Here is a 22,489-nt window from a genome sequence, read left to right on the forward strand (position 1 = left end):
CCATCGCAGAAAAAATGATCAAATCGAAAATATCCCATTACCCTGTACAGCACCATCGCAGCGATGCCTAACCGCAGTTATCAAAAACCGCAACAATCCTTTTTTCCATTTTTTAACGGTTTCATCTCAAACCACCTCCCGGATATTCTATAATTTCATAACAAATTTTTGCAATATGGCAATCCAGACTGGACAGATCCGATTCACCGGCAGGGTCGGTGATCTGATTGGCTACTATCGCAACGGGGTGCATTGTCTGCGCAGCAGACCAGTAAAAGTGCATCAAACAAAAGCCACCCGGCAGGCGGCACAGCAATTCGGGATCGCCAGCCGGAAGGGTAAACTCATCAGGCAGGCATTCGCACCATACCTCAACGGAAGAAAAGATAGCGGCTCGGTCAACCGGCTCAACAAAACACTGATCCAGTCCGGCCTGGAAGGCTTGAAAGGGTTTCGGTTCAACCACCAAACGGGTATCGAAACCTTCTTCCCCAAGTGGGTATTAGATCAAAATAACCAACTGCATATTCCTTCGCAGCGGTTGCCCGATCTCCCGAAAAAAGCTACCCACCTTGAAGTAAAACTCATTGCTGCAAGCATCAATTTTGTCACCGGCCGAATAACCAGTCCCGTTAGTCAGTCGCGGTTCCTGGATTTGGCGCAGCCCTTTGAAGGGGTACAGTTCGATGCCATCGCTCCCAAACAAGGCACGCTCATCCTCGCCCTGCAAGTCACTGCCTGCCAGGACGATCTACCGTTGTTAGATAAACGATACCTCGCCACAGACCTGATCGCCATCCAGATCCTGGCAACACAGACCATCAGTAAAAAACAACGGAAACAAGCAAAAAGAATCAAACAGACGAAGTCCTGGAAGTCGCGGGGAGTACAACGCTGGCAGCATGAAAAAGAAATGCTGCCGGTTGTGTTATCTCACCATCTATTTAATGATCGATCGCGACTGAAGCAGCAACGGGAGTAGATGCAATACGTGGATCAGTTCAATATTTTTTAATGGAAATTTCGATAACAAGTTCCGGAGCAATCGCTCCGCGGAGATGTATTGCACTGTTTTACTCTTTTCAGATGTTGCCAGGTTGAATTTTCTTAGTGGAATGTTAGAACGGCTTTCGGAATGCGTGAAAAAGCTCATGGATGCTCATGCCATCATGTAAAATCATCTTTCTATCTCTCATTTATCTCCGGTTGTGATAGCTGCGGCTCATTCCCGGATCAAGTCCACCTTTGATGCACGCGGCTATCGATTATGCTTCGGGTTTGCTTCAATGCAGTTTCTCTAATTCTTCGCTATGAACTCATGACTGATCCCAGTAATATTAAGGGATTAGATACAAGATGCTTTCTAAGCTTTCTTACTTAGAGGTCCGTTCCTTGATAAACTTTGTCTTCATTTGCTTGGAATCATCTAATTCCATTTCTCAAATGGTGAGCAGGGAAATTGATGAGTGTCGAAATGGGAAGGTATAGGGGGTGACTCAGAAATAATCTTTTGAAGTCTATCAAATTCTATTTTCATGTATGATTTCTTTTTAGGGTATTACATATACTAATCTTTGTGGTAAGATTTCACTTACACAAGTGACTTTCAAACTATTTCAGTCCAAATTAATCTATCCCTAACACTCAATAAATTTGTTATATTTAAGAAAAGAGTCTTATAGAAAAAAGAACGAATATGAGTTGGCTATCTTTCTCCATAGTAATATTAGTATCATTCCTTCTGATTACAATTTTCCTATTTTTCTTTTATACCAAAAAAGCAAAGCTTTTCAACTCTTCAGTTTCTTTTAATCAGCAAGAGTCAGCACTCCCCAAACTAAAAGGATCAAGAAATAGCTCAGATACTTACCCAGAAAAACGGGAAAGAAATACCCTTGAAATATCGGTTCAATCTCCAATGAAAATTGGGAAGACACATCACACTATTGCTGTAGCTAGTAAGAAAGAATTAATAGAGGTCAAAGAGGAAAATAATAACACAATTGAAATTCCACCCTCAGAAATAATATCCTGCTCGTTAATTGGCGAGCATTTCGAAATCCAGCCTTTTACTGACATAAAATCACAACCCCTCTTTGCTAAAGAACTCACATATTGGGAGTGGCATGTTAAACCCCAAAAAATAGGTCATCAAAAAATATTAATCAATATAGGGTATCAAGTAAAGGTAGGAAATACGAACTACACAAAAAGCTTGAAAGCAATTGAAAAGGAAGTTTATGTAAATATGAATCCGCCTCATCATGTGAAACAATTTTTTATAACAAATTGGCAATGGCTTTTGGGTTCTATTGTAGGCTCAGGCATTATTTGGCAACTTATAAAGTTGAAATTGTCTACTTGAAACAAATACGTACTCTTAAATCGAGAAATTATTTAGCTATGACATGATTCTATATCTCACAATGTCTCAGCCTTTCGATCTAAGGATCTCTAGAATTTACAAAATGTAAAAGTTGATACAGGCTTTTTAAACAGATTTTGTAAAAATGATCAATTGCCAACTTCGAACCACAAAAATCAGTTCTCTGATTGTTTTATTGCTGGCCAGCAGCAGATTTCAAATATGAAAATAAGGGAGTTCAGCTTTGAATTTCAGCCCCTCTTTCGGTAGAGGCAAGGAGCGGAAAGTCGAACCAATTCGAATTCGACTTTTCAGATTTTATAATCCTATCAGTATAGTTTTAGAATTAATTTGTTGAAAAAAAGGGTTGCTGACAGTACCGCAATAGACGAGTGTATTGACTTATATTCGCACATAAGTACCAAGTACTGTGTATTTAAAGTCTATTAAAAAAACAAACCTGTACATTATTTATGGCAGATACGATCAACGGGCGGAATGCCGAATGGAAACAAAAATGAGGATTTCCATTTTATTTGAGAATCCCGTGTAGTAACCGCCGATGGCGCCTGTATTCGTCCAATTCTGGCCCGATTTACAGGTTTCGCCAATCTGCCGGAGTGACACTTTAAGCATTCCTGGCCTTTATTTCCTTCCTGGTTCGTCCTGTTTACAAGTCAGCTAACTTTATCTTTTATTAAAACGCATGGAAAACGGAAAGATCATTATTTATCAATCTCCTGATGGTCAGACATCCATTGACGTATCATTGGATCATGACACAGTTTGGCTTGACCAGCAGCAGCTTTCAGAACTTTTTCAGACAGACCGAACCTCTATTACCAGGCATATCAAAAATATCTACAAGTCACTGGAATTAAATGAATTGTCAACTAGTGCAAAAATTGCACAAGTTCAAAAAGAGGGTAAAAGAAAGATTACACGCAATATCACCCGTTATAACCTCGATATGATTATTTCTGTCGGCTACCGGGTAAACTCCCTGCGCGGAACCCAGTTCCGCATATGGGCCAATAACATATTGAAAGATTATCTTGTTAAAGGTTATTCCCTTAATGAAAAACTACTGGCTGATCAGGCGCAACAATTCGACGCTTTGAAGCAAACCGTCCGGTTGCTAGGAAACGTGCTGGAAGCAAAAACCCTAACATCGGATGAAGCCAATGGCTTACTGAAGGTGTTGACTGATTACACCTATGCGCTTGACGTATTAGATAAATACGATCACCGCACACTAACTATAGAAGCAACGCACAAGAAACCATCCTTTGTCGCAACATATAATGAAGCCATAAAGGCTATACATGGCCTGAAAGATAAATTCGGAGGTAGCAGTCTATTCGGTAATGAAAAGGATGAATCGTTCAAAAGCTCGATTGCAACAATCTATCAATCCTTTGCCGGAGCTGATCTTTATCCCAGCGTTGAAGAGAAAGCAGCTAATCTATTATATTTCGTAGTCAAGAACCACTCTTTTTCCGATGGCAACAAACGTATTGCAGCTTTCCTTTTTGTTTGGTTCCTTGAAAAAAATGGATTGCTTTACCGACAAGATGGGACAAAACGCATAGCTGATAATGCACTGGTGGCGCTAACCCTTATGATCGCAGAAAGTAAGCCGGATGAAAAAGAAATTATGACGCAGGTTGTAGTCAATCTGATCAATGGCTATAATTGATATAATTTGTATAATCAAAGATAGGTTTCGTATGTACGTTCCATTTAGTGGCAAATGGAGTAGAGTATGCTAAGAGGGCATTGAAATATAAAAGAACCTATTTTGTTATATAAGTGCTTGGCTATCAAATATAGTTCACCCGGAACGGTTCTCGAACTTTTTCAGACTTGATCTGGTTCAACTATCTACTTTGTTTCGCTCTATCGAATTTGTTTAGATTCGCATCATTATCAAGTACTCCTCACATCTTGCAAATCCAACAATATCATAATATAGTCGGATTGAAATCCAAAAATATTATGACAGCTCGCTGCGTTTGAATTCAAATGAGGCAAAATGTAAAGCCCCTCTTTCCTGAAACTTTTACAAATAATTATCCCGGTACTGCAACCAGGATTATTTCTCCTGAAAACGTTGAAGAGTTCTTAACTTAAACCTGATCAATGGTTATAACTAGGAGAGCTAGCCGAAAAGAATCAAATCAAATCAATTCCAATTTGAGAATTAGAATATTATAATTACTTAGGAAAAACGCCTCAAAATACAAAAGCCTCAAGTACAATCACTTGAAGCTTTCAATTTACTAGGTAGCCCCGATGGTTGTGACATCGAACGAAATTTTGGAACAATTGGTGTTTTTGGTGGATTCTAAAACATTTTAAAGCAAAAACCTACTCTCAAAAGTTCGCGGCTTGTTTGCTGAATTACAATTCTGTATTATGAAGTCTTACAACAACCTTTAGGGTTCGCGATAAAATTATTCCATCCAAGAAAATACCTCTAGGAATAGTGGGTCATGATATTATATCAACCTTTGAAATAGCTTACCTCTACCTAGCCAAGGACATTATAGTTAGACGTTGGTGAAAATTTTTCAACTTCCTTGATTCGCAATTTTTGTAATAACCTGATGTCGGAGTTATTAGAGTATGAAGCCACATTAGTAATTAAGCAATTCCCCAAAAAGCTCTTGTATTTAGAAAACTTAATTTTGATTTGAGGTTCGCGTCGTAAGTTAAATAGATCTACTATTTGACCAAATTTATATACTTCATCCTTGGGTAAACTTGCTTGTTGACTTTCTTTGAATTTGGCATCCATAATAATTATTAAATCTTCTTGTGAAGGATCGTTGGATGATTCAGCAACTTGAAAAGAAATATCTGGATGGTTTTTTTCTGTGTCTATTTCGCATTTTATCATCGTCCCAGCACAAATTTGAAATTCCATTTTATCGTCAATGAAAGCATGGAATCTAGGTTTACCACCTTTGGGAGCAGCCGCTTGAGGAAATCTGTATTTAAAATTCCCCTTTCCTTCTACAAATCGAATTTCATAATTATACCGCAAGTCCTCTAAAATCTTAATTAAACAATAGAATTCGTAAATGTAATTGTCTGTTGCGGCTTCTTTATCATCTATGCCAATTACTGGTGCAATTATGTCTTTAGTGTTATGCCAAACAGCACTTTGCCTCAAAAATTCGGAATACTGGTTAATATATTGAATAAAATCTTTCATGCTTTTAAATCAATTGGCCAAGTTTCTTTTTCAAAAATCTTATCAAATCTTCCCTCTGCTTCAAAATTTTCATTAATTTTTTTCTTTACAAACTCTTTCAAATTGTGCTCCTTTTCTAATCTAAATAAATGCTCAAAATATTTGGCTTGTATACTTATTGTATTATGCTTTTCCGTATCGGGATCGATAAAACCAACCTCATTAGGTGGTAATATATCTTTGAATTTACTATTGAGTAATTTGTCAATCTCTACCAGAAGCAACCCCTTACTTAATATTCTTCGCTCTATATATTCATATAAATAATCCAGACCACTTCGCAATGATATTTTAGCAAAATCAATTGTAGAGAATTTATTCATAGCCTGTATCATAAACTCTAACTTATTATGCCGTGGTAAAGAGTTTACTAGTTTACCAAATGTAGTTCTCGTGGCGTAAACCAATCCCTTAACAATTGTTTCGTAATCGTCTTCATTCAATTCTCGAAACTGGGTTTGAAAGTGAACTACTGGATTGTTATACCGATATACATTTCTTAGGCTATACTCTAACTCATTTAATAAATTATTATTGAATAATTTCTGATTAACTTCTATTTCAAAATTATGGCGATATGTATCTCGGGGCCTTAGTGCGCCAACAGATGCAGCCCTGGCAATATCACTTGACAAAGGCTTTATTACAGTTGTTTCAAAAACATTGGAAATTTCACCTACGCTTGTAAACTCTAAATCCTTGTCTTTGGGCATTAAGATCACAGCCTTCGCACCTTTCTTAATGCCTAATTGAGTTAGCTTGGAATGGATACTAAAGTTGCCAATAAATGGAGGTGTAGAAACATCAACTCCTGTGGTAGGAGTAAATTCCACTTTTTTTGTATTTATGGTGTATGCAGTCACGATTCATTCTTCATATTAACAATCGTAAAAGTATGAGTTAGGCCGTGATTATAAGAGTTTGTTGAGTTCATCTAATGTAGGCGTCAAGGCTTGTACAACACTTCCGCTTTCTATTTGTGAATAATTTACAATTTGATCGCTTAACATATCGATTGCTGTACAATATTTTGGAGCTAATTCATATTTATTTGAATAGTTATGCCTAAGAAACTTGTATAACATTTCGCAAAACACACCAACCTCCTCAAGCTTATAACCATTAACTTTTGCAGTAAACCAAATCGCTCCAACTTTTTCTGCGTCTTTTGTTCCAAACGTGTAAATATGGCTCGGTTTACATTCTATTTCTAACCCTTTTATCGTTATTATTGGATTAACAGAAGATTTTTTTAGAAAAGATAATTTACCATTTGGACGTAGCATCTTTAAGCTCATTCCTCTATATTTCTCAAGGATCGAAATATTTCGTTGGTACATATTCTTTGTAATGCTATGACTCGTGTTTTGGAGCTTACCCTTCAATACATCAATCTTGTCATCGACCAATTCTATATCATCTAGCCTATAAGAGTTACAGATCGCACTTAAACTAGCTATCCAATAATCACCCCCACCTTCAGTAGGAACCTCAATTTTATTTGATTTAAGATTATCAGCAAATGTCTTCTTACCTCTATCCGATTTCCTTCTAAATTCAATTAGCTCTTTTATAGAAATTTTCTTCATAAAGCGAAAAAATTTTCGTAAAACAGTTATTGATCTAAAATAATGAAATTGAACATTTTCGGCTCCCGTGAAAACACCCTTTTTTTACAGATAATCAGGAAGAATATGCAGTAACAGATGCAGACTAATTAAGAAAATAATTAGAATGGTATACTGTAGTTATGAAGGCGTTGTACGAAAAAGCACGCTTAAATTAACTAGTCTGTAGAACGTGTAGTCCCTATGATTACCAGCGCGAAACCAAATTCAGGAACAGCTTGAAATTATTTGCATTTAGCTAAAGTTTTTACTCTAAGCAAATCGACGAAAGTCGCGGTAAAAATAAACCCCTTTATGACCATTCCGGTAAACCATATTGGGCAGAGTAAGTAATTTCAAGTCCCTAGTTACACTCTTGGATACCCTGACAATTGATCAAGGTATGCATTAGTATAGGTCAAAAACCTCCAATTATTCCCATTAGTGGAGACACAATTACTTTCTTCCAAATAATTATCAACAAAACTAATCCCTGCCTTTAAGTTTAGCAAAAAGGATTTCCTGTATTCCTTCGGTTAAATATATTTGTTATACTGCTGAGTGAATTACTCAATAAAAATTAAACCTTAAATATATCAGAATGGAGCTACACAATTCCTATTTGGCAAACTTGAATTTGTCAAGCCTGCGCTAAATTTGTCAAATAATACTCCACAATTTTTCTATCAATGCTAAACCAAAACACTGCTTATGGAAGACTTCTTCTTAGGTCTAGGAGTCGCCGTATTAGGCTCTTTAGTAAATTTTATTTCAACAAAAATATATAATCGATTTACGGGACAATCCAGGAACTTTTTTTGGAAACAAAAATATAAGTCATTAAAAAGCATTCAATCAACTCTTTCTTTTGAAGAGTTGAAAAGAAGGTTGAGAATTTTGGTCATAGATGATGAGGACGGATTTCCAGTTCAATTATTCATTGAAGAAAACTATGCCGTAGAAAAATGGAACAAGGTCACCGATTATGGAAAGCTTGAAAATGGTTACTATGACATAATTGTACTTGATATTAAAGGTGTAGCAGAGCATATATCCGTAGATGATGGACTAGGTGTGCTAGAGGGACTAAAAAGGAAAAATCCAAATCAAATAATCATTGCCTATTCTCAGCACAGCTATGATTTAAGCAAAGCTCGTTTTTGGGAATTAGCAGATGAGAAAATTGCGAAACCAAGTGACTTTCTTAGAATCAAAGAGAAAATTGACAAACTCATACTGGAATCGTATAGACCCGACAGATATGTAGAATCATTGCACAGAATACTTTTAGACGCCAATGTAACCAAGAGAGAAATAGATAAAATTGATTCAAAAATTGTAACTGCAATAAAAGCTAAAACAACTCCTCAATGGGACGAGCTATTCATCTTTTCAAGAAAAAACAACCAACAGTATAGTCAACTTGTGACGGTAGGAAATACTATCATGAAATTTTTTAATTAATGGATGCAAAACTTTTTACCGCCCTATCTAAGTTCCCTTATATAGCTAATGGTGAATTTTTTGATTCGGTCGAACTTAAGCAGAATAAAACTTGCTTAACGAAATGTAAACAAAGAGACTGTATTGCGGCTTTATCAACCGCAATGAATGGCGCTGAGTATATTTGCCAGCAAGGATACAACAATACTCTGATGAGATTCAAAGAATTTAGTGTGATAATAAATGGAATGATTTTTCAAGACAATGCTTCTATTCCTAAAGGTAGATTAGCTGTTAGAGAGAAATGGATTGTTGCCAAAGAAGATGTTACATTATTTCAACGAAAAATGACAGAGATTGAAGGGTATATTGACCAGAAGGAAGCAGAGTCAATTGAGAAAAATTTCAGTATGTTTCATGATTTTAAAACATCAATGAACATTTTTTTTAATTGCACCCAGGATATTATTCGCTCCTTGCCTGGGACAACTTTTGAAAACAAATTGGATACTAGCGATGCTGCATATCAAACATTATATCATGCATTGGGTTTAATAACATCCCAATTGGGCATGATTGATGTTATCATCAATCCAAGAAGCATACTGTTAGGCAACAAGACAAACGAAATAAATATTTATAAGCTTTTTGATAAAGTGCAAAAGCTATTTTACCATATCGTATTGAAAAAGAGAAACGTCTCAATAAAGCTCAGCAACATAGGAGGAGCATATATAAAAAACTCTCTCTGTTATGACTCAATCGAATTTGTACCACTAGTCCTTATTGATAATGCAATTAAGTATTCTGCACCAGACTCTACTATTGACGTTGAGATTAGACAGTTTTATTATGGGAAATTAAAAGTTTCTGTGAAGAGTATTGGACCATTCGTAAAAGATGAAAACAAGGATAAAATTTTTGATAAATTTTTTCGAGATGAGGGAGCAGTTGAATTTGCCAAAAGCGGGATTGGTATGGGATTATGGATAGCACAACAAGTTCTTGCTGCTCACAATAGCAAACTCTATTATTTTAAAGACAATAATGCTGCGGGCAAAATTGGGTTAAATATTTTTGAATTTGAACTGTCGACTATTTAATCTTGTATAGATAAGAAAAACAAAAAAGAAGCTCTGTAAAATAGAATCGAAAAAAGCCGAGGGCAGCAGAATTGCCAACATTTCGATATATAGCCCAATAGGAACCTCGAACCCTACATCAATTTGTAAATCATAGATATGCAAAACATTCATTAAAAAAGCAAGTTTTAACTTGCTTAAAAATCAATCTCCTATGAATTTGTAGCCCCAGTGGTTGTAGGATCGAACCAAATACTTCACGATTTAAAGAAAATAGCAACATTTAAAGCCTATTCTGAATAATAATCGCAAAGAAAAAGTTCGATGTTTTATTCATCATCAATCTCTGCAAGAAACTCTAATTCTGCGGGTCTATTCTTATGACCGTTAGTTTTACCTAATATTTTTTCTCTTCCAGTTTGTTTTTCTGATATTCTTTAAATAATTGGTATATGGTTTCTTTTCAGAGTTAGAACTCATTTCAACTATTGATTTTTCTATGATATGCTTAGGAGCATCGATTTTATTTAAAAAAACCTCGATTCCTGTGACCGACTGCTTTCCTTCATATTTGGTTTTTCTACGACTTATTTTAAAGTTATTTTTAATGACAATTTGAAGAATGTCATCTACTAAACCACCGAAATCGCTTTGTGATGAAAATGTTAGATCGTCAATATAACGCGTATAAGTTATATTGCTTTCTTTACAAATTTTCATCAATTCAGTATCAGCTTCCAAGAAAATCAAATTTGCAATAGAAGTACTTGCTGGACTGCCTTGCGGAAGTTCATTTTTTCTTGTAGTTAGCAATGTTAGCCAGTGAGAAATATGAGGAGAGTATCCTAAATTAGAAAAAAGCTGAAACACTCTTCTCATTGAAATATTTGGGTAAAATTCTTGAAGGTCAGTTACAAAAATGTACTTATTTCCCTGATGTTTTTTTGCATTTGTAATATTACTTCTTCCTTTTACACCTCCGTGCACACAATCAGGAAGAGGAATTTTATCTAAAATATTATTCTTGATTCTTATTTGAACTTCTTTCAATAATTGTGAAGGAATACGAAAAGTCCTCGTCTTAATTGTACCATCCCAATAAGCCTTTGGCTCACCATCATTGTTTTGCTTGCTTTCTGTCCATTCACTGTAGCTCGCATCAATAGAATCAAGCAGCTTTGTTATTTTACTCTTATTAAAGCCAAGTAAAAAGCAGAGCTTTTTAAACTCATATTTTTTATACTGATCGCTTTTAGACTGCGAAAAACTCATTGACTAAGGATTTAACAGAAGGGCTAACAAGTTTAAACGCTTTCCTTTTGTACGGTTGTACATCGTCCTCAGTCATCGACAAAAAAAATAAAATTGGAAGGGGTAAATTTAAGTTTTCGCTTATACTTCGTAAAGTAGCAAGATTAGGCTCCTTCAAATTACTTTCAATTTGAGAAAGATAGGTTTGAGTAATACCACAGGAAAGAGCAAATTCAATCTGAGTTTGCCCTTTCTGCTTTCTAATACTTTTTATCGTAGTTCCTAAATTCATTTGTAAAGAGAAAATTTAGAGAGTGATCGGATTACTGATTTGACACAAACAGACATCACTTAGAGAAGAATTTTATAAGAAGTAAAATAATGTCAACAATTTCTTTCTGAATTTGTCCATTCGTTTTACCTTTTTTCCTTTTTAAGGCTTGAAGTCTGTTCAATGCTTCAGTTACGAGTTTTTCATCGCACTCCGAAAGAGAACTCTGGCTCTGGGTGATAAATACAATACTTTCAATTGCATTATCAATAATTCGATTTTGTTTTAATCTACTCATATGAGATAGTTTTTAAAGACAACACCATTATTGTCCTGCGTTCGCAATAATGGATCATATGAATAGTTAGGTGCAATGTCCTAAACGCGTAGTCAATGTTCTCATACACTCTCTTAAATTCCTGCGTATTAATAATAATTACTAATACACTAATAACAACCATAATATCGTCTTATACACCTATACCCAGTTTTATGATGAGGTAGATGAGAGGATAATTGCTGAAGTTAGTTTACCTGTTAAGGTTTGCCCTTACGGACAGTCATGGGGAACTCCATTTAAGACATCAACATCGAATCATTTATCAAAGAGCTAATCGAAAGCAAATATATAAAATATTACTGTTAGTTAATAAAATCTGCAAAAATATTTTCAACGCAATTTTAGATTAGAGCTTCAAGTCAATGCTAAATGCAGATAATATCGCCTTTACACCCACGAGAAAAATCATGTTTGAGATCGTTATTAACAAGCTTACCAAATATTAAGCCTTCCCTAAACTAACAAAATCAACTGCGTTACAGTGGGCTTGTCTTACTCATAGTCCTGGGTGGACACAACAGCGAAGGAAGTTTTCGAGGATTTAAGGATTCTTGTGAATTTTCTAGCATTTAGAGCAATTGCAATCTTTAAAAGTTTGCGAAAAAATTTATCTATCTGTTTGAAATCAGCATATGGATTTTTCTTAATGATCTTTTTGATAACTTGTAAGAATGAAATAATTAACGTAGCGAAAAAAGAGTTACAAGATTTTTGCTGATTTAAAATTATAAAGCAGAAGACATTATTGATAAATAACAAGGACTTTATGAAAAAATTACTCGATAAATGGACAGATGAAGTTGAAAAAGAAATATGGAAAAAAGCAATTTTCGTTTTCGATAGTTCAGCAATTTTGAATTTTTATGAGTTGTCTGATTCAAACCGAACAGATGTTTATGATAACATTTTTTCTAAATTGAAAGATAAATTATGGATTACTAACCAAACTGAATATGAATTTCTAAAAAACAAAGAAAAGGCTGCTAACAAACCACAGGAACTGTATAAAGAGATTCAAGAAAAATTCCTTTTCCCTAAAAATTTAAAGTCACTTGTCGGTCAAATTGCGGATTTAAAGTTGAAAACGAGTAAAGAATCGCGGCACCCATATTTAGATAAAAAAATATTTGATGAAGTTGATAATTCACTCGATATTCTTTGCAAATCTGTTGAGCAATTAGAAAAAAAGATAAATGATGAAATTGAACAAAGATTGGTGGATCATTCTAAATCCATAATAAACGACCAATTACTCAGCTATTTTCAAGTTACACCAGGTTATCCTTTTCAAACTTTGATTGAAATAGCAAAAGTGGGTGAGTTTCGTTACCGTCATAAGATTCCACCTGGATATGAAGACGAGAAAAAGAAGGAAGAATTTGGAATCGCAAAATTTGGAGATCTCATCATCTGGTTGCAAACGATTCAATTAGCCCAGAAGTTGAAATGCCCCATCCTACTTGTGATTGATGATATTAAAATAGATTGGTGTATTACGGACAAATCAGATAAAAGGAAAGTGCTTGGCCCTAGAATTGAATTAATCAAGGAGATGAAAGATGAAGGCGGAGTTGATTTTTGGGCATATAGTTCTGCTCAGTTCCTTCATAAAGCAAAGGAAATTCTGAATTTGGAAGTAGATCCAGACGCCTTGGAAAATGTGAAAGAAGTTTCAGTTGGCGAAATTGAAAAAATCGAACTGGCAGTCTTTAATTGGGCAAAAAAACGCTTCAAGTCAGATGATACTTTTTGGGGTAAAGATTTTCATGCTAAGGATACAGGAGCAGATATAATACAAACTGTCGATGGAGTTTCATTTGCACTTTATATTAAAACCATTCAAACTTGGTTTCTAATAAAAGACGTAGAAGCGGCTTTTAATGAGTTGGTTAACTTGCGGGATTCTCGAACATTTATTTTTGAAGATAATTATATCGTGTGGGTTGCCGAGGATAGGGCTACAGCGCATTCACTGAAATCACTTGGAATTGATAAAGCTCATGGCTTTATTTCTTATGTTGGTTACGTTAATTTTAGTGGCGAATTCATTGAAGTATCTACTTTTAATCCCAAACCTGAGTTTTGGGATCACTAGCATTTCTTCCTAGATAATTCGATGTGTTTTCAAATGCTAATTACAAAAGAATCGATTCCAACTTAGCATAACATCAGATACCAGAAATACGGTAATAAATTTCTCCTGTGTCGGATGCATGCCTTCTTTTGATGAAAATCATTTCGTTTAATCTGATTCTCCCATCGAAAACCATCATTAAATCTTGCCCATCCATAAGGATCATAGATTTTACAATTGAACTGCCAGTTTCTGTACATTCTGAAGAATAACCATCTAGTGAAATAAATAATCCTAATGTGTTTTTGAGCTTCCCTGATATTTTTCCACCAAACTTATACAGATCACCTGCATTGATTTGAGTCTTCTGCCATTTAGCTTCAAGTATATAGTCATCGTTATCAAATGTAAAAGAACCATCAATTTGTTCACCTCTTATTCTAAATGCAGCTTTTGGAAGCATATCGAAGAGATGAAAAAGTTCATTTAGTAATTTTTCTAAACTAAACCCTCTATTTTGTGCATCTGTGGATATAGCAAGTTGTAAAAACTGCTTTTTCAGTTCGCCCAATTTTTCAGCAAACGATATTGATTGCTTTACTTTTTCAATATTTTCAACGCGCTTTTCGGCCGCTTTATTAAGGTCATTTATATTATCTAAGTAGCCTTTAGTTTGTACTCTGAGTTTTGCAACTGATTCTTTTGCACGCTTTGTTAGATCTCCTTTTTCATCCCAGTATTTTAAATGGCTAAAATCATCAATGTTTGAAGACTCCTGAAGTAATCTAAGTAAATCATTAAGGTAAATATCCTGCCTTGCAGCCATTCTATCTATTAATTGAGAAACACTTTCATATTTTGTGTTTTCTTGCCAATCAATTGTTGAAATAATATATGGGTTTCCCATTGTTAATTCTATGAATTGACGTAGTTCCTTTTTTTTCCAATAAACATTTGCCAAAGCGTCTTTTAGTGCTATTAATGCTTGAGAAGATATTTTCTGATATTTCATATTGCAAGTTTGCTTAAGAGAGAACTCAATCTTATGAATTATGAAATTAGAGCAGATCCTCTGATTTGACTTTAATTATCTTAATTGGCCCCCTATCAAGAAGTAAGTAAACTTAAGAGTATAGTACGTTATTATGCTAATATTTATTCCCATTGTAATATCTGTAAACAAAGGATAAGCAATATCATGCAGCTTTAAGTAAGAGTTTATTTCTCTCTTTTAAATTCAGTTCATCAATAGTATTGAATATACCCCTTTCACTACTCTAACGGTCTATTCAGTTTTTCCGTTTCTTTATGTTGCTGACTAACTGCGGCCGTTCTCATTTTCGACCGCGAACGTTTAAAACTACACAATTTACCTCTATGAAATTATGCTCAAATTCATGCCCATACTATCTTCTATGAAGTATGCTAAAAAGGAGTTGCATCAATAATTGATTCCAAAAGGCATACTCTATAATAAGAAAAATGGGCAAACGCGAACCACAAAAATCAATTCGCTATTTTTCTTAATCGCAGGCCAGCAGCGGGATTCAGGGAAAAAAAAAGGGATCTCAGCTTTGAATTTCAGCTAAAATCCCTTTGGGTAGTCCTGACAGGAATCGAACCTGTATCAAAAGTTTAGGAAACTTCTATTCTATCCATTGAACTACAGGACCAAAACTTCCCCGGAAAACCTTTCTCTCCGGATCAATTTCCGCAAATGTAATGTTTTCTACTATTCGCTCCTACCATATCTTACACTCTTTCAGAATCTTCTGTAAAAAATCCGGTCTAACCTCCTGAAAATCCCCGTCAAACCTATGTTTCTTTGGCCTATCTTTGGCCCCATTTATCAAGCATAGATTATGAAGTTTTATTCCTGGATTATCCGTTATCGATTGTACGTCGGAATTATTCTGATTCTCGGAGGCGTGGCCGCCAATATGTACTCTGGCTTTTGGCCCGCATTCCCATTATATTTCATTGGATTGATCCTCCTCCTCAGCCATTTCCTGATCGGACCGCTCAGGCTGGTACAGGAATACATGGAAGCTGGTGATATCGAAGGCGCACAGCGCGTAGTGAACTCCGTGAAATTTCCCGGACTCCTCATCAAACCTGTCCGCTCCGCCTACTTTACCATAAAAGGACAGCTCGAAATGGCCAACCAGAATTTCGATGCCGCCGAAGCCAGCATGAAAAAAGGCATGTCGCTCACCACCAAAATGACTGCCGACATGAAAGGAGCCAACTTCCTCCAGATGGGAATGATCTCCCTCCAGAAAGGCGAATTCAAACAAGGTGAAAAATATATCCGCGAAGCGCTCCGCGCCGGTATCAACGATAAAGAATCAGAAGCCGTTGCTTACCTCCAGATGTGCAATATCATGATGAACAAACGCGAGTTCCGCGCTGCCAAAGATTACTTCCGCAAAACAAAAGCGTTGAAACCTACCAACCCGGAAGTTGTTGGGCAGATCAAAGAAATCGAAAAATATATCGCCAGGATCCCGGGATAAGTCCCCATCCAAAAGCACTATTAAACCCGGCACTTCTGCCGGGTTTTTCATTTATAGCTCTGGTACAGCTTTACATTACAACATTGTCCTTCCCATTTTCCAAATAATTTCTCTATCTCACCAAACCTGTACCGGAACAATTCTTCCAGTTTTTTCCCCACTATCAGCTTATTCACCAGACTGCCGAGCCACCAACCGGGAACACTATAATGCACAATATCAGTCATCTCCACACCGCCCGCTACGGGATCAAAATGATGCTGATGATGCCAGATCCCAAATGGGCCATACCGTTGTTCATCCACAAAGTATTGCTGAGGTTGCACATGCGTGATCTCCGTCATCCAGTACCAGGGAATATTCCAGAGCGGACGAACTTTGTATTCGATGATCTGCCCCTGGTAGATCCGTTCGCCATGATGATGGGAAATAATTTGAAACGAAAAATCCGCGGGAGTGATCCGAACCAGGTTTTCCGGTACGGAAAAAAATCGCCAGGCTTCATCAACGCTGATGGGTATACGCTGGACCGCCTTGATTGAATGATGGGCCATATGATTAGTCAGGAAATTCCTTTCGCAGCTCATCCAGGCATTGCTGCATGGCTGTATCCAGTCGCTCTACCAGTTGCGGCATTTGGGCCGCCGCATCTTCCAATGGCAGGTCAACAATGGAACAAATGATATGCTTGATCGAACTGATGCGCATCGTGCCTGCAGGCGCTTTCATTTTATGAGCCAGCTTACTCACTTCTTCATAACGTCCCATCCTCAGCTCCTCTTTCATCAGCAGTATCGATTCAGAACTGAGCGTGATATACAATTGCACCAGCTTGTTCACAAATCCTTCATCGCCGCCACTCATACCTCTCAGACTGCTCAGATCATAAAGCTGATCTTTAGTTGTAATTCGCTTTTCGGGGATCGGAACTTTCGGTTTTACAGGAACACCTTCCTGCTGCAGATTGTTCGATACTACCACAAATAAGGCGGTTTCATTGAATGGCTTTGGCAGGAAATCGTTCATACCCGCTGCACGATATTTCTCACGATCACCCTTGAGAAAATTGGCAGTGAGGGCAACAATAGGAATAGTGGCCTTAACACTTTGCGGCAACTGACGGATATGCCTGGTGGCTTCTATGCCATCCATAATGGGCATCTGGATATCCATCAGCACCAGGTCGTACTCACCTTCCTGCACCATCGATAGTGCTTCCTGCCCGTTATTGGCGATATCCACTTCCAGGCCCCAGCCCTCGATGATCCTGCGTACGAGGAATTGATTAACGCTGGTGTCTTCCGCTACCAGTATTTTTCGCTTGCCAAGGCTTTGGTAGTTGATTTCCTGCAACATGGATTATGGATTGTTATTTTATTCTCAGCTCTCCGGATTGGATCATTCGATAGATCGTGGACTTCCCCATTGCCAACTTGCGCGCCACCAGCAACACATCTTTGTCGTACCTGTCTAAAAAATGCTGGATGATCTGCACTTCATACTCTCGAAGCGTTCGCTCTTTCCCATTCATCGCATGCATCGCCACTGGTGGCGTATTGATCATGATATGATCCGGCCGGACAGTATCGCCTTCAGACATCACGGCAGTGAGTTCCATAATGGAACGCAGCTCACGTACATTTCCCGGAAATTCATACTGTACCAGCTTTCTGGCGGCTTCGGGAGAGAGGTTCTTTCTTGAAATATTATTGGCGTCACAGAACTGATCCAGGAAAGACTTCGCCAAAATCAGTATATCATTGCCCCGTTCACGTAACGGCGGCATCTTGATGGGAAGACCGATCAAACGATAATACAAGTCTTCCCGGAATGTTTTCTTTTGTACTTCTTCCATCAGATCCAGGTGGGTAGCCACCACAATCCTTACGTTAACCGGGATCACTTCGTTGCTTCCGATCCTGGTGATCTCGCGCTCCTGCAATACCCGCAGCAACTTCGCCTGCAGACTGATATCCAGCTCACCGATCTCATCGAGGAACAAAGTTCCCATATGTGCCTCTTCAAATTTACCGATTCTTCGTGTAACCGCGCCCGTGAAAGCTCCTTTTTCATGACCAAAAAGCTCGCTTTCCAGCAGCTCCCGGGGGATTGCAGCCATGTTCACGGTGATGAAAGGCTTCCTGCTTCGCTCGGAATTGAAATGGATGGCCTTGGCCACCATCTCTTTACCTGTTCCTGTTTCTCCCGAAACAGACACAGTGATGCTGGAGCCGGAAGCTTTACCAATCAGCGCAAAGATCTTCTCCATGCATTCACTCTTGCCGATCAGGTACTTCGAGTAGTCATTGCGTTTACCCACTTCCTCTTCCAGCACTGCAATCTTTTTCTTCAGTCCTACAATTTCTTTCAGGTGCAGCAAAACATTCCAAAGCCTGTCTTTGGTGTCTTCATCTTTTACAATATAATCGAAAGCGCCGCCCGTAACCAGGCTCACAGCAGTGCGCAGGTCTTCCTGACCTGAAATGATCACAACTTTAATGTCTTGATTGATCTCCCTTATTTTTTTCAATACCACACTGCCGTCCATATCAGGCATGAAATAGTCGAGGGTAATAACATCCGGGTTCTCGTGCAGTTGGTTGAAAAGATCTCCTGGCTTGTCAAATCGCTTTACTTCATAATCAGGATTCAATGAAAGATAATGCTGCAGCATAGAACCGTACCACAGATCATCTTCAAGGATAAAGATCCTGAGTGCGTTCTGATTTTTCATTATGTTGGATTAACTGATCAATAAACGAAAAAGGCTGGAAAATATTCCCGGAAATAGAATCTTTCCCTTTTCTAAAATAAGCATAAAATTTCAATCGTAAGCTACTTGCTATCAATTGTTAGAAAAATCTCTTAGCTGGAATTCAATCAGTTAACGGCATATTTAACCATGTGAAGCCTACAATAAGCACATGCTTTCCACCGGATTTTGGAATCGCCTATGTAACAATCGATTCTACCTATCTTTGTTAAGATATGTCCATACGCCGAGAGCAACTCCTGGAAAAATTCCAGGCAGAATACGCCCATCTGAACCAGGAGCAGAAACTGGCAGTAGATACTATTGAAGGCCCCGTAATGGTGATTGCCGGCCCCGGCACAGGAAAAACACAGATCCTGGCCAGCCGCATCGGTAAGATCCTGCTTGAAACTGACTCATTACCGCAGAATATTCTCTGTCTCACCTATACCGAGGCAGGTGTGGTGGCTATGCGCAAAAGACTTCAGAGATTCATCGGCTCGGATGCCTACAAAGTGAACATCTATACTTTCCACGCTTTTTGTAACGATATCATCCAGGAGAATTTATCATTATTCGAGAAAACAGCACTGGACCCGGTGTCTGACCTGGAAAGGATCGAAATGTTCACGCAATTGATCGATGCTTTCCCCAAGGCACACCCGCTGAAAAGATATCGTGGCGATGTGTACTTCGAAATACACAACCTGCAGCATCTCTTCAGCACCATGAAGCGCGAAGGCTGGACTTCCGCCTTCATCGCAGAGAAGATCGATGAATACCTGAAAGATCTTCCCAATCGCGATGGCTTCACCTACAAACGCGCCTACAAACAACATAAGGCCGGCGATCTCAACCAGAACAGGATCGATGAGGAAAAAGAAAAAATGGAAAAACTCCGCGCAGCCGTAATGGAGTTCGACAATTTCCAGCAACTCATGCGGTCCCGCAACCGGTACGACTTTGATGATATGATCAACTGGGTGATCCGCAGCTTCGAAGAGAACAAAACCCTGCTGTCGCGCTACCAGGAACAATTCCTTTATATCCTCGTAGACGAATACCAGGATACTTCGGGTACACAGAACCGTTTGGTTGAACTGCTTATCAGCTTCTGGGATACCCCCAATATCTTCGTAGTGGGAGATGATGACCAGAGTATCTACCGCTTCCAGGGCGCCAACGTGGAGAACATGTTATCCCTCGCGCATACTTATAAGGATGATCTGCTGAAAGTGGTGCTCACAAAGAATTACCGTTCTACCCAGCCGATACTGAATGTAGCACAATCGCTTATCAACCGCAATAACGAAAGGCTGATCCGGCAGATCCCCGGCCTCACCAAGGAGTTGCATGCATCGCACCCTGAAATGATGGGATTGGAACATATGCCGTCCATCAGGGAATATGAATCGCAGCGCCAGGAAATGATCGGCATCACCAAAGAGATCAAAACACTCCTGCTGCAAGGCGTTCAGCCCGGCCGCATCAGCGTGATCTATAAAGAGAACAAATACGGCGAAGAGCTTACCAGCTACCTGCTTTTGCAGAATATACCGGTATACAGTAAACGAAATATCAATATTCTCGAACTGCCACTGGTGAATAAGCTGATGCTCCTGCTCCGCTACCTGGCTACCGAGCATGATATTCCCTACAGCGGGGATGAAATGCTCTTCGAGATCCTGCACTTCGACTGGTTCGATATCCATCCCATCGAAATTGCAAAACTCAGCTCAGAAGTTGCCGATAAACAATTCACCAGCGATAAGATCTCACTTCGCAGGTTACTGTTCGAGAGAACAAGCCGTCCAGCTAAAGATCTTTTCACTGTTGCGCCTGATCCTCATCTGAAGCAGGCCAGTATGGTCCTGGAAAAGATGATCCGTGGCGTATCCAATCTTACCTTACAGCAAATGTTCGAACTGATCATCCGGGAAGCCGGGGTACTGGCCCGAATGATGGAAAGCGAAGAAAAAATATGGGAGTTGCAGGTGATCACCGGACTTTTCGATTTTGTGCAGGAAGAAAGAAGAAGGCAACCGAATATGTCTGTGCAGCAATTCGTGAATACCATCGATCTGATGGAACGCGAAGGACTGCCATTGCCACTCGTTCGTGTAAGCGGTAGCGATAAAGGCGTGAACCTCCTCACAGCACACGGTTCCAAGGGACTCGAGTTTGAACATGTGTTCATCGCAGGCGCCAATGCTGCCTTCTGGGAAAAGAAAAGAAAACCGGGCGGCGGTTACAAACTCCCGGATACCATCTTCACGGCCACTTCGCAGTCCAATGTAAAAGAAGAATCCGGCGATGATGAAGAACTGCGCCGCCTCTTTTACGTTGCATTAACGCGTGCGGAACAATACCTCACTGTATCGTATAGTCGATTTAAATCTGATGGCCGTGAGCTGGAGCCATCCAGGTTCATCGCCGAGATCCTGGAACACCATGATATCCCGGTAGAGAAAGTATTTGTGGACGATGTTGTGCAGGCGGAATTCCAGGCATTGTCGCTCAGCAGGAATGCAGCGCCGGAAATAGGGGAGCTGGAAGAAGGCTTTATTGCAGAAAGGCTGAGTGCTTTCGTGATGAACCTCACCGCCCTCAACAATTACCTGAAATGCCCGCTGGAATTCTATTTCAAGAACCTCGTGCGCATTCCCGCGCCAAAGAACGAGAACACTGAATTCGGTTCAGCCGTTCACCATGCACTGGAACAATTCTTCCGAAAAATGAAAGCGAACGGAGAACAGTTCCCGCTCAAGGAAGTTTTCCTGGAAGATTTCAAATGGTATATGAACCGCCACCGCGAAAGCTTCACCCGTGAACAATTCGAAAGAAGGTTTGAATACGGACTGGAAGTACTCAGCAATTATTACGATGAATACATCTTCCGCTGGAGCAAAGTAGTAACCATCGAGCAAAATATCCGAAATGTAGTAGTGGCAGGCGTTCCCCTCAAAGGAAAGCTTGATAAAATGGAATTCGATGGAAAAAGTGTGAACGTAGTGGATTACAAAACCGGCGACCCGGACAAGAACAACGATAAATTCCTGCGCTTCGGAGAGAAGCCTGATAAAAGCCCGCATGGCGGCGACTACTGGCGCCAGGCTGTATTCTATAAATTGCTGGTGGACAATTATGATAAAAAAGAATGGACGGTAGTGAGTACTCAATTCGATTTTATCGAACCCAGTAAAAAGAGAAAAGGATACCATAAGGAAACTGTGGTGATCAGGCCGGAAGATATCACTACCGTTACACAACAGATCAGAACTGTGTGGGATAAGATCCATGCGCGTGATTTCTACACCGGTTGCGGCAAGGAAGATTGCCACTGGTGCAATTTTGTAAAGACAAATAATCTCGCCATTGCACTGCATGAACTTAAAACGGAAGATGAACTGGAATAGCAGGGTGCTGGCAGGGTGACAAGAAAGTTTGGAGGGCTGGCAGTCGCTCGCCTCCCGGCGAGACTTCTATTTAGTCGCCTCCGGCGACGCAGTGTTCGCCGGAGGCGAACCAA

18 protein-coding genes and 1 tRNA gene are annotated in these 22,489 nt (G+C 38.9%); 8 read left to right on the forward strand and 11 right to left on the reverse strand.

Annotation, left to right across the window (positions count from 1 at the left end):
- The first annotated feature begins 175 nt into the window (after window positions 1-175).
- The 3 genes from D9Y29_RS24935 to D9Y29_RS24945 all read left to right on the forward strand — a co-directional run bounded on the left by D9Y29_RS24935 (window position 176) and on the right by D9Y29_RS24945 (window position 4,064).
- The gene (locus D9Y29_RS24935) at window positions 176-982 is read left to right on the forward strand and encodes a hypothetical protein (protein ID WP_127132973.1); all 807 of its coding nucleotides are present in this window, start codon (window positions 176-178) and stop codon (window positions 980-982) included.
- 714 nt (window positions 983-1,696) lie between these two features.
- Window positions 1,697-2,365, forward strand: coding sequence for a hypothetical protein (locus D9Y29_RS24940; protein ID WP_127132974.1), 669 nt, complete (start codon window positions 1,697-1,699; stop codon window positions 2,363-2,365).
- A gap of 706 nt (window positions 2,366-3,071) precedes the next feature.
- A complete protein-coding gene (locus D9Y29_RS24945; RefSeq protein WP_127132975.1) occupies window positions 3,072-4,064 on the forward strand; it encodes a virulence RhuM family protein/type II toxin-antitoxin system death-on-curing family toxin in 993 nt (330 codons plus the stop codon).
- Window positions 4,065-4,898: 834 nt separating this feature from the next.
- Here the strand turns inward: D9Y29_RS24945 and D9Y29_RS24950 are convergent.
- The 3 genes from D9Y29_RS24950 to D9Y29_RS24960 all read right to left on the reverse strand — a co-directional run bounded on the left by D9Y29_RS24950 (window position 4,899) and on the right by D9Y29_RS24960 (window position 7,213).
- Window positions 4,899-5,585: a hypothetical protein gene (locus D9Y29_RS24950; RefSeq protein WP_127132976.1), complete on the reverse strand. Its 687-nt coding sequence runs from the start codon at window positions 5,583-5,585 to the stop codon at window positions 4,899-4,901.
- The gene (locus tag D9Y29_RS24955; RefSeq protein ID WP_127132977.1) at window positions 5,582-6,457 is read right to left on the reverse strand and encodes a hypothetical protein; all 876 of its coding nucleotides are present in this window, start codon (window positions 6,455-6,457) and stop codon (window positions 5,582-5,584) included. Before D9Y29_RS24955 ends, D9Y29_RS24950 begins: the two co-directional genes overlap by 4 nt.
- A gap of 78 nt (window positions 6,458-6,535) precedes the next feature.
- Entirely contained in the window at window positions 6,536-7,213 is a 678-nt protein-coding gene (locus tag D9Y29_RS24960; protein ID WP_127132978.1) for a hypothetical protein, read from the reverse strand.
- Between the two features lie 729 nt (window positions 7,214-7,942).
- On the opposite strand from D9Y29_RS24960, the gene D9Y29_RS24965 reads away from it, so the two are divergent.
- Together D9Y29_RS24965 and D9Y29_RS24970 are read left to right on the forward strand one after the other, a co-directional pair.
- Window positions 7,943-8,695, forward strand: coding sequence for a response regulator (locus tag D9Y29_RS24965; protein ID WP_127132979.1), 753 nt, complete (start codon window positions 7,943-7,945; stop codon window positions 8,693-8,695).
- Window positions 8,695-9,777, forward strand: a complete 1,083-nt coding sequence (locus D9Y29_RS24970; RefSeq protein WP_127132980.1) for a sensor histidine kinase — start codon at window positions 8,695-8,697, stop codon at window positions 9,775-9,777. Before D9Y29_RS24965 ends, D9Y29_RS24970 begins: the two co-directional genes overlap by 1 nt.
- 372 nt (window positions 9,778-10,149) lie before the next feature.
- Here D9Y29_RS24970 and D9Y29_RS24975 read toward each other — a convergent pair whose 3' ends face one another.
- The 3 genes from D9Y29_RS24975 to D9Y29_RS24985 are packed head-to-tail and all read right to left on the reverse strand — an operon-like array spanning window position 10,150 to window position 11,576.
- Window positions 10,150-11,028: a reverse transcriptase family protein gene (locus D9Y29_RS24975; RefSeq protein WP_127132981.1), complete on the reverse strand. Its 879-nt coding sequence runs from the start codon at window positions 11,026-11,028 to the stop codon at window positions 10,150-10,152.
- Entirely contained in the window at window positions 11,009-11,299 is a 291-nt protein-coding gene (locus tag D9Y29_RS27110; RefSeq protein ID WP_127132982.1) for a helix-turn-helix domain-containing protein, read from the reverse strand. Before D9Y29_RS27110 ends, D9Y29_RS24975 begins: the two co-directional genes overlap by 20 nt.
- 55 nt (window positions 11,300-11,354) lie before the next feature.
- Window positions 11,355-11,576, reverse strand: coding sequence for a hypothetical protein (locus D9Y29_RS24985; protein WP_127132983.1), 222 nt, complete (start codon window positions 11,574-11,576; stop codon window positions 11,355-11,357).
- Window positions 11,577-12,384: 808 nt separating this feature from the next.
- On the opposite strand from D9Y29_RS24985, the gene D9Y29_RS24990 reads away from it, so the two are divergent.
- On the forward strand, window positions 12,385-13,713 hold the full coding sequence (locus tag D9Y29_RS24990) for a PIN-like domain-containing protein (RefSeq protein ID WP_127132984.1): 1,329 nt from the start codon (window positions 12,385-12,387) through the stop codon (window positions 13,711-13,713).
- Window positions 13,714-13,786: 73 nt separating this feature from the next.
- Here D9Y29_RS24990 and D9Y29_RS24995 read toward each other — a convergent pair whose 3' ends face one another.
- Window positions 13,787-14,704, reverse strand: coding sequence for a restriction endonuclease (locus tag D9Y29_RS24995; RefSeq protein WP_127132985.1), 918 nt, complete (start codon window positions 14,702-14,704; stop codon window positions 13,787-13,789).
- A gap of 589 nt (window positions 14,705-15,293) precedes the next feature.
- Window positions 15,294-15,365: transfer RNA gene (locus tag D9Y29_RS25000), tRNA-Arg, on the reverse strand.
- Between the two features lie 312 nt (window positions 15,366-15,677).
- Between D9Y29_RS25000 and D9Y29_RS25005 the strand changes: the two genes are divergently transcribed.
- Window positions 15,678-16,208 carry a tetratricopeptide repeat protein gene (locus tag D9Y29_RS25005; protein ID WP_241238039.1) on the forward strand — a complete coding sequence of 177 codons (531 nt, stop codon included), beginning with the start codon at window positions 15,678-15,680 and terminating at the stop codon, window positions 16,206-16,208.
- Between the two features lie 47 nt (window positions 16,209-16,255).
- Here D9Y29_RS25005 and D9Y29_RS25010 read toward each other — a convergent pair whose 3' ends face one another.
- Genes D9Y29_RS25010 through D9Y29_RS25020 form a run of 3 tightly spaced genes read right to left on the reverse strand, consistent with a single transcriptional unit; the run spans window position 16,256 to window position 18,942 of the window.
- Window positions 16,256-16,762 (reverse strand): SRPBCC family protein, encoded by a 507-nt coding sequence (locus tag D9Y29_RS25010; protein WP_127132987.1) that lies wholly within the window; start codon window positions 16,760-16,762, stop codon window positions 16,256-16,258.
- Window positions 16,763-16,766: 4 nt separating this feature from the next.
- Window positions 16,767-17,564, reverse strand: coding sequence for a response regulator (locus tag D9Y29_RS25015; protein WP_127132988.1), 798 nt, complete (start codon window positions 17,562-17,564; stop codon window positions 16,767-16,769).
- A 13-nt stretch (window positions 17,565-17,577) separates the two neighbouring features.
- Window positions 17,578-18,942: a sigma-54-dependent transcriptional regulator gene (locus tag D9Y29_RS25020; protein WP_127132989.1), complete on the reverse strand. Its 1,365-nt coding sequence runs from the start codon at window positions 18,940-18,942 to the stop codon at window positions 17,578-17,580.
- Between the two features lie 254 nt (window positions 18,943-19,196).
- Here D9Y29_RS25020 and D9Y29_RS25025 point away from each other — a divergent pair, with 254 nt between their 5' ends.
- A complete protein-coding gene (locus tag D9Y29_RS25025) occupies window positions 19,197-22,376 on the forward strand; it encodes an ATP-dependent helicase (protein WP_127132990.1) in 3,180 nt (1,059 codons plus the stop codon).
- The last annotated feature ends 113 nt before the right edge of the window (window positions 22,377-22,489 follow it).

Source organism: Pseudoflavitalea rhizosphaerae, assembly GCF_003991355.1.
GTDB lineage: Bacteria > Bacteroidota > Bacteroidia > Chitinophagales > Chitinophagaceae > Pseudobacter > Pseudobacter rhizosphaerae.

What these genes read in the sequence shown, in the direction of transcription:
- D9Y29_RS24975 (WP_127132981.1), bottom strand. Translation starts at nt 11,028, where the DNA reads ATGAGTTTTTCGCAGTCTAAAAGCGATCAGTATAAAAAATATGAGTTT.
- D9Y29_RS24945 (WP_127132975.1), top strand. Translation starts at nt 3,072, where the DNA reads ATGGAAAACGGAAAGATCATTATTTATCAATCTCCTGATGGTCAGACA.
- D9Y29_RS24985 (WP_127132983.1), bottom strand. Translation starts at nt 11,576, where the DNA reads ATGAGTAGATTAAAACAAAATCGAATTATTGATAATGCAATTGAAAGT.
- D9Y29_RS24950 (WP_127132976.1), bottom strand. Translation starts at nt 5,585, where the DNA reads ATGAAAGATTTTATTCAATATATTAACCAGTATTCCGAATTTTTGAGG.
- D9Y29_RS24960 (WP_127132978.1), bottom strand. Translation starts at nt 7,213, where the DNA reads ATGAAGAAAATTTCTATAAAAGAGCTAATTGAATTTAGAAGGAAATCG.
- D9Y29_RS24970 (WP_127132980.1), top strand. Translation starts at nt 8,695, where the DNA reads ATGGATGCAAAACTTTTTACCGCCCTATCTAAGTTCCCTTATATAGCT.
- D9Y29_RS24990 (WP_127132984.1), top strand. Translation starts at nt 12,385, where the DNA reads ATGAAAAAATTACTCGATAAATGGACAGATGAAGTTGAAAAAGAAATA.
- D9Y29_RS24995 (WP_127132985.1), bottom strand. Translation starts at nt 14,704, where the DNA reads ATGAAATATCAGAAAATATCTTCTCAAGCATTAATAGCACTAAAAGAC.
- D9Y29_RS25020 (WP_127132989.1), bottom strand. Translation starts at nt 18,942, where the DNA reads ATGAAAAATCAGAACGCACTCAGGATCTTTATCCTTGAAGATGATCTG.
- D9Y29_RS24940 (WP_127132974.1), top strand. Translation starts at nt 1,697, where the DNA reads ATGAGTTGGCTATCTTTCTCCATAGTAATATTAGTATCATTCCTTCTG.
- D9Y29_RS27110 (WP_127132982.1), bottom strand. Translation starts at nt 11,299, where the DNA reads ATGAATTTAGGAACTACGATAAAAAGTATTAGAAAGCAGAAAGGGCAA.
- D9Y29_RS24965 (WP_127132979.1), top strand. Translation starts at nt 7,943, where the DNA reads ATGGAAGACTTCTTCTTAGGTCTAGGAGTCGCCGTATTAGGCTCTTTA.
- D9Y29_RS25015 (WP_127132988.1), bottom strand. Translation starts at nt 17,564, where the DNA reads ATGTTGCAGGAAATCAACTACCAAAGCCTTGGCAAGCGAAAAATACTG.
- D9Y29_RS24935 (WP_127132973.1), top strand. Translation starts at nt 176, where the DNA reads ATGGCAATCCAGACTGGACAGATCCGATTCACCGGCAGGGTCGGTGAT.
- D9Y29_RS25010 (WP_127132987.1), bottom strand. Translation starts at nt 16,762, where the DNA reads ATGGCCCATCATTCAATCAAGGCGGTCCAGCGTATACCCATCAGCGTT.
- D9Y29_RS25025 (WP_127132990.1), top strand. Translation starts at nt 19,197, where the DNA reads ATGTCCATACGCCGAGAGCAACTCCTGGAAAAATTCCAGGCAGAATAC.